12 protein-coding genes are annotated in these 11,473 nt (G+C 61.5%); 5 read left to right on the top strand and 7 right to left on the bottom strand.

Annotated features, from left to right (window positions below; genetic code table 11):
• Positions 1-36 precede the first annotated feature (36 nt).
• Positions 37-249 (bottom strand): cold-shock protein, encoded by a 213-nt coding sequence (locus ACM6JM_RS00775; protein WP_039768019.1) that lies wholly within the window; start codon positions 247-249, stop codon positions 37-39.
• A gap of 76 nt (positions 250-325) precedes the next feature.
• The gene (locus ACM6JM_RS00770; RefSeq protein ID WP_039768020.1) at positions 326-511 is read right to left on the bottom strand and encodes a hypothetical protein; all 186 of its coding nucleotides are present in this window, start codon (positions 509-511) and stop codon (positions 326-328) included.
• A 322-nt stretch (positions 512-833) separates the two neighbouring features.
• Between ACM6JM_RS00770 and ACM6JM_RS00765 the strand changes: the two genes are divergently transcribed.
• On the top strand, positions 834-1,391 hold the full coding sequence (locus tag ACM6JM_RS00765; protein ID WP_039768021.1) for a DUF2780 domain-containing protein: 558 nt from the start codon (positions 834-836) through the stop codon (positions 1,389-1,391).
• Between the two features lies 1 nt (position 1,392).
• On the opposite strand, the gene ACM6JM_RS00760 is transcribed toward ACM6JM_RS00765, so the two are convergent.
• Positions 1,393-2,280, bottom strand: coding sequence for an acyltransferase (locus ACM6JM_RS00760; protein ID WP_039768022.1), 888 nt, complete (start codon positions 2,278-2,280; stop codon positions 1,393-1,395).
• Between the two features lie 265 nt (positions 2,281-2,545).
• On the opposite strand from ACM6JM_RS00760, the gene ACM6JM_RS00755 reads away from it, so the two are divergent.
• From ACM6JM_RS00755 to creD, 4 genes are all read left to right on the top strand, one after another.
• Complete coding sequence (locus ACM6JM_RS00755; RefSeq protein ID WP_414881158.1) at positions 2,546-3,049, top strand: ATP-dependent zinc protease; 504 nt, start codon at positions 2,546-2,548, stop codon at positions 3,047-3,049.
• Positions 3,050-3,281: 232 nt separating this feature from the next.
• Positions 3,282-3,962, top strand: coding sequence for a two-component system response regulator CreB (gene creB / locus ACM6JM_RS00750; protein WP_163976662.1), 681 nt, complete (start codon positions 3,282-3,284; stop codon positions 3,960-3,962).
• Positions 3,962-5,377 (top strand): two-component system sensor histidine kinase CreC, encoded by a 1,416-nt coding sequence (gene creC / locus ACM6JM_RS00745; RefSeq protein WP_414881157.1) that lies wholly within the window; start codon positions 3,962-3,964, stop codon positions 5,375-5,377. Before creB ends, creC begins: the two co-directional genes overlap by 1 nt.
• 82 nt (positions 5,378-5,459) lie before the next feature.
• On the top strand, positions 5,460-6,830 hold the full coding sequence (gene creD, locus ACM6JM_RS00740; RefSeq protein ID WP_074692155.1) for a cell envelope integrity protein CreD: 1,371 nt from the start codon (positions 5,460-5,462) through the stop codon (positions 6,828-6,830).
• 87 nt (positions 6,831-6,917) lie between these two features.
• On the opposite strand, the gene ACM6JM_RS00735 is transcribed toward creD, so the two are convergent.
• The 4 genes from ACM6JM_RS00735 to ACM6JM_RS00720 all read right to left on the bottom strand — a co-directional run bounded on the left by ACM6JM_RS00735 (position 6,918) and on the right by ACM6JM_RS00720 (position 11,419).
• Positions 6,918-7,547 carry a glutathione S-transferase gene (locus tag ACM6JM_RS00735; RefSeq protein WP_039768114.1) on the bottom strand — a complete coding sequence of 210 codons (630 nt, stop codon included), beginning with the start codon at positions 7,545-7,547 and terminating at the stop codon, positions 6,918-6,920.
• A 65-nt stretch (positions 7,548-7,612) separates the two neighbouring features.
• A complete protein-coding gene (locus ACM6JM_RS00730) occupies positions 7,613-7,792 on the bottom strand; it encodes a hypothetical protein (RefSeq protein WP_064380267.1) in 180 nt (59 codons plus the stop codon).
• A complete protein-coding gene (locus tag ACM6JM_RS00725) occupies positions 7,789-8,919 on the bottom strand; it encodes a PepSY-associated TM helix domain-containing protein (RefSeq protein ID WP_039768029.1) in 1,131 nt (376 codons plus the stop codon). The genes ACM6JM_RS00730 and ACM6JM_RS00725 overlap by 4 nt, the downstream gene beginning before the upstream one ends.
• Before the next feature lie 73 nt (positions 8,920-8,992).
• Positions 8,993-11,419 (bottom strand): TonB-dependent siderophore receptor, encoded by a 2,427-nt coding sequence (locus ACM6JM_RS00720; protein ID WP_414881156.1) that lies wholly within the window; start codon positions 11,417-11,419, stop codon positions 8,993-8,995.
• Positions 11,420-11,473 lie beyond the last annotated feature (54 nt).

Below are 11,473 nucleotides of genomic sequence, written 5' to 3'. Positions count from 1 at the left end.
CGGAAACGAGTTGAGCTGGTCTTTGTGGCGAGGTTTCTACTCGGGTCGCACCTGTGCGGCCTGCATTCCTTTTTGCCCTGGTTCGGCTACATAACTTACGGTCTGCCCTTCCTTCAAACTTTTGAAACCGTCTGTTTCTATTGCCTTGAAATGAACAAAAAGATCAGGCCCCCCATCTTTCGGGGTGATGAAACCAAATCCTTTCTCGTCGTTGAACCACTTGACTGTACCTTGAGCTCTGTTTGACATTTTGATGCTTCCCGCTTCAATTGAGTTTGTAAACCTACGGAATTGCAAACTTGCGCAGTCTTCTCAGGAGACGTCCTTAATCCTGAGCCAGTCTGATGTCGACTGCATAAAACTGGCCGTTATCACCACGCACAAGGTCATAAGTCACCTTCTGCCCCGCTTTGATATGTTTGATGATCGGATCGTCCGGGTTGATGCAGAAGATGATCGGCGGCATATCCGGGTCAAGCAGTTCATTGCGCGGTACGCATTGCTTTTCCATTACCGTATCTCCTATTCAAATGGCTGACGCCTGCCCCTCGCTGTTTCCGGATCATTGATGCAAATCCACGGTAATCCAGTTCCGATGGCACGGTAACTGTCATATCTGACAGGTAAAGAAATCCATTCGGCATCAACGCCCGACTTTTTATGAAGGTCAGAAATAACGGAGCGGTCCTTTGGCTGAAAGCGCGTCACGCTTCCTTCACAAACAGGATGTGAATATCCAGTCGCACGCCGGAACATGCTGCCGCCTACCCGGTCAAACCGGCAGTTTGATCGCCTGTATCCGGGCGGTCTTCACGCCACAAGAGGATGTCTGAATGAAGATTTCACGCGGTTTTGCCCTGGCATCGCTCCTGACCCTGGCGGCAGGGCCGGTGTTTGCCGGTTTCAGTTTGAATGATGTGGCCGGCGTGGTATCGGGCATGCAGGGCGGTGACAAGGCTGCGACGGCCGCGCCGACCTCGGAAACCGCTGGCTTGTTGAGTGCGCTGAGCGCACTGGACCTCACGCCACAACAAGCGGTGGGTGGCACCAGTGCCATGTTGGGCCTGGCGAAGAACCAATTGAGCAGCACCGATTATTCCGAACTGGCCAAGGAAGTACCGGGTATCGACCAGTTGTCGGGTGGCGCTGGCAGTCTGGCGGCGTTGAGCGGTCTGCTCGGCTCGTCGGGCAAGTCCGCCGGGCTGGAAAATGCGCTGGGCAACGTCAAGGACACCAATGACCTGAACAACGCCTTCGGTGCGTTGGGCATGGACAGCGGGATGGTCGGCCAGTTTGCCCCGATCCTCCTGCAATATCTCGGTCAACAGGGTGTCGGCGGTTCGCTGCTGCAAAGCTTGGGCAGCATCTGGGGCACCGGCACCAACGGTTGATTCAGCGGCGCTCGACCTTGAGTTCGGCGATGCGCTGATCCTTGAGAGTCCAGAGCTGGTTGACCCAGTTCTGGACCTTCTCGCGAAACACCGGATCATTTTCGTAATCGCCCTGCCACAGGGCCGGATCCAGCTCGCGGGTCTGGATGTCGATGATCACGCGCGGCACGTTGCCGCTGATCAGGTCCCAGAACCCCGGAATCTTCTGCTGTGGATAAACCACGGTCACATCGAGAATCGCGTCCAGCTGTTCGCCCATCGCCGCCAGTACGAACGCCACGCCGCCGGCTTTGGGCTTGAGCAGGTGGCTGAACGGTGATTGCTGCTGAGTGCTTTTGGCGGCGGTGTAACGCGTGCCTTCCAGATAATTCACCACCGTCACCGGCTGACGCTTGAACAGTTCGCACGCCGCTTTGGTGATTTCCAGATCCTTGCCGGCCAGCTCGGGGTTCTTCGCTAGGAACGCCTTGGTGTAGCGCTTCATGAACGGGTAATCCAGCGCCCACCAGGCCAGGCCCAGGAAGGGCACCCAGATCAGCTCTTTCTTGAGGAAGAACTTGAAGAACGGCGTGCGTCGGTTGAGGGTCTGGATCAGCGCCGGGATATCGACCCAGGACTGATGGTTGCTGATCACCAGGTAGGAAGTGTCGCTGCGCAGGTCTTCGCCGCCGCGAATGTCCCATTGCGTGGGGATGCACAGGCGGAAGATCAGCTTGTCGATTTCCGCCCAGGTTTCGGCGATCCACATCACCGCCCACGAGGCATAGTCGCGAAAGCGCCCGGGCAGGATCAGCTTGAGCACGGCGAACACCATCAGCGGGCCGAACAGCACCAGGGTGTTGGACAACAGCAGCAGGGTGACGAAACAGCCGGTGAGCAGGCGGCGCATAAGCAACTCTTGGAAAACGGATGGGCGCGCCATGATAAGTGGCTTCGGCCGGCAGGCCAAATCCGCCGGTGACGAATGTTTCACCTTTGGGGCGTTAGTCTGATCGTTCCCACGCTCTGCGTGGGAACGCCGCCGGGGACGCTCTGCGTCCCTGTGACGCGGAGCGTCACCTGATGCATTCCCACGCGGAGCGTGGGAACGATCAAGTAAACAACGGTCTAAAATCTCGCGTCTGACGCCCTCATTTCCCAAGGAAGCCCCTTACGTGAAATCCATCCTTGCACTGCTTTCCCTCGTCGCCCTGCCGGTCCTGGCAGCCGAGCCGACCCTTTACGGACGCTATGAATACATCGCACTGCCGGAGATCGGCGGCGAAGTGCTCAAGGCCAAGATGGACACCGGCGCGCTGACCGCCTCGCTGTCGGCCAAGGACATCGAGACCTTCACCCGTGACGGTGAAGACTGGGTGCGTTTCCGTCTGGCCACCAAGGACGCCAGCAACAAGGTGTACGAGCACAAGGTCGCGCGGATCAGCAAGATCAAGAGTCGCTCGGATGAAGAAGACGAGGGCGAAAGCACCGAAGTGGCCAAGCGCCCGGTGGTCGATCTGGAGCTGTGCCTGGGCGACGTCAAGCGTACCGTGGAGGTCAACCTGACCGACCGCAGCAACTTCAACTACCCGTTGCTGATCGGTGCCAAGGCCCTGCGCGAGTTCGGCGCGGCGGTGAACCCGGCGCGACGCTTCACCGCTGACAAACCTGATTGCTGATCGAGCGTCGTGTCTCGCAAATGCTGTTCCTTTTTGACGGTGTCTGTTGCCGTCATGCTGCGTTGCCGCTCCTCGCCATAGCGGGCTATGACTCGTCGCGGCGCCTTGCCTGACGACAACAGCCACTCGTCAAAAAAGGAACGCATTTGTGAGACGCGACGCTGGTGGTCTCATTGACGTAACGCCGGGCTTGGGGCACCGTTCGCGCACTTAACCCACAGGCTCGGACGCCATGCCTCATATCCTGATTGTCGAAGACGAAGCGGCGATTGCCGACACGCTGATTTTTGCCTTGCAGGGCGAGGGCTTCACCACGACCTGGCTGAGCCTGGGCGCGGCGGCGCTGGAGCATCAGCGCCAGACCCCGGCGGATCTGATCATCCTCGACATCGGCTTGCCGGACATCAGCGGCTTCGAGACCTGCAAACAGTTGCGTCGCTTTAGCGAAGTGCCGGTGCTGTTTCTCAGCGCGCGCAATGCCGAAATCGATCGCGTGGTGGGCCTGGAAATCGGCGCCGATGATTACGTGGTCAAGCCGTTCAGCCCACGGGAAGTGGCGGCGCGGGTCCGGGCGATTCTCAAGCGCATGGCGCCACGTCCGATTATCGAAGCGTCCTCGGCGCTGTTTCGCATCGATCCCGAGCGCGTACAGATCAGCTATCGCGGCCAGCCCCTGAGCCTGACTCGCCACGAATTCCGTCTGCTGCAATGCCTGCTCGAACAACCCGAGCGCGTGTTCAGCCGCGAGCAATTGCTCGATGCGCTGGGCGTGGCGGCGGATGCCGGTTACGAGCGCAGCATCGACAGCCATATCAAAAGCGTGCGCGCCAAATTGCGTCTGGTGCGTGCCGAGGCCGAGCCGATCCAGACCCATCGCGGCCTCGGCTACAGCTACAGCCCGGGGCACAGCTGATGTCGCTGGGGCTGCGGATTTTCCTGGTGTACGTGCTGTTCATCGGCCTCACCGGGTATTTCGTGCTCAACACCGTGATGGAAGAAATCCGCCCCGGCGTGCGCCAGTCCACCGAAGAAACCCTGGTCGACACCGCCAACCTGATGGCGGAAATCCTGCGGGACGATTTCAAGGCCGGCACCCTCAACCAGAATCGCTGGCCGGAATTGCTCCGCGCCTATGGCGAACGCCAGCCGAAGGCGACGATCTGGGGCCTGGCGAAAAACCAGGTCAACCACCGCATCTACGTCACTGACGCCAAGGGCATCGTGGTGCTGGACTCCAGTGGTGTCGCGGTCGGTCAGGACTATTCGCGCTGGAATGACGTCTACCTGACCCTGCGCGGCGAATACGGCGCACGCTCCAGCCGCAGTGACCCGAATGACCCGAACTCCTCGGTGATGCACGTCGGCGCGCCGATTCGCGACAACGGCGCGATCATCGGCGTGGTCACCGTGGCCAAACCCAACAGTTCACTGCAACCCTATGTCGATCGCACCGAACGCCGCTTGCTCGGTTACGGCGCCGGATTGATCGGCCTCGGCCTGTTGCTTGGCGCCGTGCTGTCGTGGTGGCTCAGTCGGGCGCTGCACCGCTTGACCGTGTACGCCCAGGCCGTGAGCGAGGGCCGTCGGGTGGCGGTGCCGCACTATCGCGGTGGCGAGCTGGAGCAGTTGGCGACCGCCGTGGAACAGATGCGCACCCAGCTCGAAGGCAAAGCCTACGTCGAGCGCTATGTGCACACCCTGACCCACGAACTGAAAAGCCCGCTGGCCGCCATTCGCGGTGCCGCCGAGTTGTTGCAGGGCGAGATGCCGGCGGATCAGCGCCTACGTTTTGTCGGCAACATCGACAGTGAAAGTGCTCGGATGCAGCAGTTGATCGAACGCCTGCTCAATCTGGCTCAGGTCGAACAGCGGCAGGGTCTTGAGGAACGCGTCGCAGTGCCATTGGCGGCGCTGGTGGATGAGCTGTTACAGGCTCAAATGGCACGCATCGAAGGTCGGCAACTGCGGATCGAGCAAACCATCGCGCCGGATCTGGCGTTGATAGGCGAGCCGTTTCTGTTGCGTCAGGCGCTGGGCAATTTGCTGGAGAACGCATTGGATTTCACCCCGTCGCACGGTCTGCTGCGCTTCGGCGCCGAGAAAATCGGTGAGCGGGTCGAGCTTCGCCTGTTCAACGAAACCACGCCGATTCCCGACTACGCCTTGCCGCGCTTGAGCGAGCGCTTCTACTCCCTGCCACGCCCGGACAGCGGACGTAAAAGCACTGGTCTCGGGCTCAATTTTGTCGAAGAGGTGATCAAGTTGCACGGTGGTTCGATGCGCATCGGCAACGTCGAAGCCGGGGTGGAAGTCGTTCTGCAGTTGTAGTCTCCACACAAACTCCACATTCCTCCCACAAAACCCCCACATCTCCTTCGCAGACTCTGCCCACCGAAACAGGGAGAGTCCCATGAACAAAAGTCTGACGATAAAACTCGGGGCCATTGCCCTGCTGATCCTGGTGTTGCTGGTGCCGCTGTTGATGATCGACGGCATCATCGATGATCGCCAGCAACTGCGTGACGGCGTGCTGGAAGACATCGCCAGAAGCTCAAGCTACAGCCAGCAACTCAGCGGGCCGGTGATGGTTGTGCCGTATCGCAAAGTGGTGCGCACCTGGAAAACCAAAGAGAAGAGTGACGAGCGATACCAGGAAATCGGTGAGGAACGCGGACGGCTGTATTTCCTGCCGGAGCGCTTTGAGCTCGACGGCCAGGTGCAGACCGAACTGCGGGCCCGGGGCATTTACGAAGCGCGGCTGTTCCATGCCGACAACCGCATCAGTGGGCATTTCTCGCTGCCGGCGCAGTTGGGGATCAAGGAAGACTTTGTCGATTACACCTTCGATGCGCCGTTCCTGGCGGTCGGCATCAGTGACATTCGCGGGATCGAAAATGCCCTGAAGCTGGAACTCGGCGCGCAACGCCTGGACTTCGTGCCCGGTACTCAGGTCGGCTGGCTGGGCGAGGGTGTGCGAGTGACGCTGCCGGCGCTGGACACCAGCAAAACCACGGAGCTGGCCTTCGGCTTCGACCTGCGCCTGCAAGGCACCGGTTCGTTGCAGGTGCTGCCGGTGGGCAAGACCAGCCGCGTGAACCTCGCCGCCAACTGGCCGCACCCAAGCTTCATCGGCAACTTCCTGCCGGCCAAACGCGAGATCAACGATCAGGGTTTCACCGCCGATTGGCAGACCTCGTTTTTCTCCACTAATTTGCAAGAAGCGATGAGCCGTTGTGTGTCGGGCAATGATTGCGAGGCGTTCAACGAGCGCAGTTTCGGCGTGAGCTTCATCGATCCGGTGGATCAATATCTGAAGAGCGACCGGGCGATCAAATATGCGCTGCTGTTCATCGTCCTGACGTTCGCCGGTTTCTTCCTGTTCGAAGTGCTGAAAAGCCTGGCGGTGCACCCGGTGCAATACGCGCTGGTGGGTGTGGCGCTGGCGTTCTTCTATCTGTTGCTGCTGTCGTTGTCGGAGCACATCGGGTTTGCCCTGGCGTATCTGTTGTCGGCCAGCGGTTGTGTGGTGTTGATCGGGTTCTACGTCTGCCACGTGCTGCGCAGCGTGCGGCATGGCTTGAGTTTTTCGGCGGGGCTGGCGGCGTTGTACGGCTTGCTCTATGGCTTGCTGAGCGCCGAGGATTACGCGCTGCTGATGGGTTCGCTGCTGCTGTTCGGTCTGCTCGGTGTGTTCATGGTGCTGACCCGCAATCTGGATTGGTACGGGATCGGGCAGAAACCGGCCAAATCGCTGGAGTTCGATATCGGAGCGGTGCAATGAGCCGGTTCGTTGGGTTGCGTGAGGAGCAGCGGGAGGCCGAGGTGTTGATGACGCTGATCTTTGCCTCGTTACCTCCCGCCCGGTGCGTCAAGCCTTCGGCATCGTCGCAATCATCGACGGCCGCTGGCTCACTTCAAAGAACCAGTTGGCCAGTTGCGGGTTGGCGTCACGCCAGCCCAGATCCGGAAAGCGCAGATCCAGATAACCCAGCGCACAGGCCACGCTGATCGAAGCGACGTCGAAGTGGCAGGTCAGTTCGGCAATCGCGTCGCGTTCCAGCAGGGCGAGGGCGCGGCGGATCTTCTCGCGCTGGGCCTCGAGCCATTCGTCCCAGTGTTTTTCCGGGGCGCGCAGCACTTGCTCGTAACGCACCATGACCGAGGCGTCCATGATCCCGTCGGCCATCGAGGCCAGGGTCAGGCGCCGCCAGCGGGCCGAGCCGTCGCGAGGGATCAGCGGATTGCCGACGTGCTGGTGGTCGAGGTAATCGAGGATCACCCGGCTGTCATGGATGACATTGCCGTCGGCCAGGCGCAGGGCCGGGATCTTGCCCAGCGGGTTGTCTTCGTTGAGGGCCGCGTCCGGGCTGACAGGGCTGAGCACGCAGTCCTGCAGCGCGACGCGATCCTGCTGGCCGGTCTCGTGCAGCAGCACCATGACTTTGCGCACGAACGGGGACAGGGTGTTGTGGAACAGGGTCATGCTGGGAGCGGACATCGGCAGGGTCTCGGTCAGGGGCAATGACGGGCAGCATAGCGCGTTGCCCGTCAGGCTCAAGCCGTTCAGCGACGTTGCAGCAATCCACGCAGGGCAATGACTGCCGGAATGCCCAGACCAATCCAGCTAAGTCCATCCCAGATCCCGTCCCCCAGCAGCGCCGCGAACAGGCCCGCCGCACTCAGCAGCGCGATCACCAGCGGCGTGCTGAAGACCTTCCAGAAATTCGACTGACGCGGCTTCATGCAGAGGCCTCCGCCGGTTCCTGCACCGGTTTCGCGGCCTTGCGCCGTACCACCCACAGGTACACGCCGCTGGCGAGGACGATGATGGTCAGCACGTCCAGCGTGGCCCAGAGGATTTTCATCGGCATGCCGCCGTAGTCACCAAAGTGCAGCGGCTGCGACATGCCCATGGCGTCCATGTACCACGGTCGCTCTGCCACCGCCGTGACTTGCAGGGTGCTGGCGTCGATCAGCACCGGGGTCAGCAGGTGCGAGGTCAGGTGGGTGCCGCCCTTCATGAATACCGAGTAGTGGTGCTCGCTGGAGAACCGGGTGCCGGGGAAGGCGATGAAGTCCGGTTTCATCCCCGGTGTGACGTCACTGGCAATCTCCAGCACACGGGTGGCCGGGGCCAGTTGCGTCAGGGGCGGGGCATCGCGGTAGGGCGCGATCAGGGTCGTCAGGGCTTCGGCCCGCCACGCGGCGATCAGCAGATCGGCGCAGGCGCTGATGACACCGGTCACGCCGACCACCAGCGCCCAGGTCAGGGTCACCACGCCGATCAGGTTATGCAGGTCGAGCCAGCGCAGGCGGGTGGATTTGTCCTGGCGCACCGTGCCGAACTTCAAGCGGCGCATGAACGGCAGGTACAACACCGTGCCGGACACGATCGCGACCACGAACAGCAAACCCATGAACGCCAGCAGCAGCTTGCCCGGCAGCCCGGCGAACATGTCGACGTGCAGGCGCAGGATAAACAGCATCAGCCCGCCGTTGGCCGACGGCATTTCCAGGGCTTCGCCGGTGCGCGCGTCGAGCATGAAGGTGTGCGAGGAGTTGGGCTCGGTGCCGGCGGTCCTGGCCATGATTGTCAGCACGGCATTCGGCTCGTCGTCTTCGAAGCCGAAATATTGCACGACTTCGCCGGGCCGATGCTTTTCCGCCGCTTCGACCAGTTGCGCCAGGTTCAGATGCGGCGTGTCCGCCGGCATCACCCGCAACTGGGGCGCATCGCCCAGCAGGTGGTCGATCTCGTGATGGAAAATCAGCGGCAGGCCGGTCAGGGCCAGCAGCAGCAAAAACACGGTGCAGATCAGGCTGGTCCAGGTGTGGACGAAGGACCAGCGGCGAATGGTTTTACTTTTCATTTCATGACCTTCAAAAACACCCAAGCCGTCCACGAGGGACGGCCTGGTTGCAGGGCCTGTTCAGCTCAGGCGCTTACCACTTGTAAGTGGCGCTGGCGACGACGCTGCGCTGGTCGCCGTAGTAGCAGTAGAAGCTGTCGCAGGTGGAAATGTAATCCTTGTCCAGCAGGTTGGTGGCGTTGAGTGCCAGCGACGCGCCTTTGAGGCTGTTGTCCAGACGACCGAGGTCGTAATGCACGGCGGCGTCGAACACGGTGTAGGCGTCCGCCTTGCCCAGCCAGGTGTTGGCTTTGTCGCCGTAGGTGTTGCCGGTGTAGCGCGCGCCGGCACCGATGCCGAAGCCGTCGAGCACACCGCTGTGCCAGGTGTAATCGGCCCACAGCGACGCTTGCTGATTCGGCATCAGTTGCAGGCGGTTGCCCTTGTCGGCGCCGTTCTGCACTTCGGACTTGGCCAGGGTGTACGCGGCGATGACCTTCAGGTTGTCGGTAACGTCGGAGACGGCTTCCAGCTCAAGGCCTTTGACTTTGACTTCACCGGTCTGGCTGGTGATCGATACGCCGTTGACGAACGAGCTGACCGAGACGTTTTTCTGGGTCAGGTCATACACGGCCGCAGTCAGCAGGGTCTTGCTGCCCGGTGGCTGGTACTTGATGCCCAGTTCCCACTGCTTGCCTTCGGTGGGTTTGAGTGATTCGGTCGACGAGGCGTCGGCGCCAGTAGTCGGCTGGAACGATTCGGCGTAGGACAGGTACGGCACGAAACCGGAGTCGAAGACATAACTGATCGCCGCGTTACCGCTGAACGCCTTGTCACGCTGGGTGTTGGTGGCGTCGCCCTTGTTGATGAATTGAGTGCTGGTGTGCACCCAGTCTTCACGACCGCCGAGGGTCAGGCGCCATTGGTCCAGGGCCATCTGGTCCTGAACGTAGAGGCCGGTCTGGTAGGTCTTCTGGTTATAGTCATAGAACGCGGTGGAGCGCGCCGGACGCACGATCGGCTGACCATGGATCGGATTGTTCACGTTGATCTCCGGCGCGCTGCCGAAGATCGAGGTGTAGTTGGTGTTGCTGCGCTGGTGATCCAGACCCAGCAGCAGGGTGTGGCGGATGTCACCGGTGGCGAAGTCGGCCTGGAAGTTGTTGTCCACGGCGAACTGGCTGATGTCTTCGTCGACGATGGTCGTGGTACGGCCGACGTTGCCGTCATTGTCCACTTGAGTGAACGGATACGAGCCGACGGTGATGCCCTGGAACGACAGATCCGACTTGGTGTAGCGCAGGTTCTGCTTGAACTGCCACACATCGTTCAGGCGATGTTCGAAGGCATAGCCCAGCGCGTAGTAGGTGCGGTCGTAATATTCCCAGTCCGGATCGCCCAGATTCTTGTGGTGGGAAACCTTGCCGAACGGCATGTCGATCTTGGTGCCCTGCACCGGCAGGAACTGGCTGGTGATGCCGGTATCGTCGCGGGTGAACTGGGTCAGCAGGGTGAATTTGGTGTCGTCGTCGATGTTCCAGGTCAGGCTCGGCGCGATGTTGTAGCGCTTGTTGTCGACGTGGTCGATCTGCGTGCCGCTGTCACGTACCACACCGCTGAGGCCGTAGAGAAACTGGCCGGCGTCATCGATCTTGCCGGTGCTGGCGAAGTTGATCTGGCGGTGGTTGTCGCTGCCGTACTGCAACTGGATTTCGCTGCTCTGCACATCGCTCGGGCGACGGCTGACCATGTCCAGCAAACCGCCCGGCGGGGTCTGGCCGTACACCGACGAGGCCGGGCCGCGCAGCAGGGCGAGACGGTCGAGGTTCCAGGTCTCCTGTTTCGGGTTGGCGTACACGCCTTTTGGCAGGGGCAGGCCGTCGAGGAACTGGGTCGGTTCGAAACCGCGCACGCGCAGCCAGTCGGCGCGGGTGTCGCTGCCGTAGCTGCTGGCGGTGATGCCCGGCATGTAGCGCACGGCGTCATCGAGGCTGTGCACGCCTCGGTCTTCCATTTGCTGGCGCGTGGCGACCGAAATCGAACGCGGCGCTTCGACCAGTGCGGTGTCGGTCTTGGTGCCGGCGGCGGTGCGGGTGGCGGTGTAGCCTTCGACCGGGCCCCAGGCGCTTTCGAAGTTTTCCACGCCGATTACCGAGGTTTCCGGCAGGGCCATCGCGCCTTCCGGCACGGCGACCAGGGTGTAGGTGCCGGCGCCGCTCTGTTCCAGTTGCAGACCGGTGCCACGCAGCGCCGCGCGCAGGGCGCCGGCCGCGTCATATTGGCCGTTGACCGGCGCCGAGGTCTTGCCCGCCGCCAGCGACGGGTTCAGCGACAGCGTGAGGCCGCCCTGGCTGGCGATCTGGTTCAGGGTGGTCGACAACGGAGCCGGCGGCAGGTTGTAGGCGCGCACGCTCGATGCCTGTTCAGCGGCGATCAGTTGGCTGCTGGCCAGCGGGGTGCAGAGGGCAATGGCGACCGCCAGCAAACTGGGGCGCAACAAGGTGTCTAGCGAACGGGACATACGGCGGCTCCTGAATGGAAATATTTCTCAATTGCCTGTGTGCCGGACGAGATT

Source organism: Pseudomonas sp. IT-P2 (genome assembly GCF_949767575.1).
Taxonomy (GTDB): Bacteria; Pseudomonadota; Gammaproteobacteria; order Pseudomonadales; family Pseudomonadaceae; genus Aquipseudomonas; species Aquipseudomonas pharyngis.
Note: the sequence above shows the minus strand (reverse complement) of the source record. Positions and strands in the feature narration are given on the sequence as shown.

Coding starts and splice junctions, on each gene's coding strand:
- ACM6JM_RS00775 (WP_039768019.1), bottom strand. CDS start 249: ATGTCAAACAGAGCTCAAGGTACAGTCAAGTGGTTCAACGACGAGAAA.
- ACM6JM_RS00770 (WP_039768020.1), bottom strand. CDS start 511: ATGGAAAAGCAATGCGTACCGCGCAATGAACTGCTTGACCCGGATATG.
- ACM6JM_RS00765 (WP_039768021.1), top strand. CDS start 834: ATGAAGATTTCACGCGGTTTTGCCCTGGCATCGCTCCTGACCCTGGCG.
- ACM6JM_RS00760 (WP_039768022.1), bottom strand. CDS start 2,280: ATGCGCCGCCTGCTCACCGGCTGTTTCGTCACCCTGCTGCTGTTGTCC.
- creB (WP_163976662.1), top strand. CDS start 3,282: ATGCCTCATATCCTGATTGTCGAAGACGAAGCGGCGATTGCCGACACG.
- creC (WP_414881157.1), top strand. CDS start 3,962: ATGTCGCTGGGGCTGCGGATTTTCCTGGTGTACGTGCTGTTCATCGGC.
- creD (WP_074692155.1), top strand. CDS start 5,460: ATGAACAAAAGTCTGACGATAAAACTCGGGGCCATTGCCCTGCTGATC.
- ACM6JM_RS00735 (WP_039768114.1), bottom strand. CDS start 7,547: ATGTCCGCTCCCAGCATGACCCTGTTCCACAACACCCTGTCCCCGTTC.
- ACM6JM_RS00730 (WP_064380267.1), bottom strand. CDS start 7,792: ATGAAGCCGCGTCAGTCGAATTTCTGGAAGGTCTTCAGCACGCCGCTG.
- ACM6JM_RS00725 (WP_039768029.1), bottom strand. CDS start 8,919: ATGAAAAGTAAAACCATTCGCCGCTGGTCCTTCGTCCACACCTGGACC.
- ACM6JM_RS00720 (WP_414881156.1), bottom strand. CDS start 11,419: ATGTCCCGTTCGCTAGACACCTTGTTGCGCCCCAGTTTGCTGGCGGTC.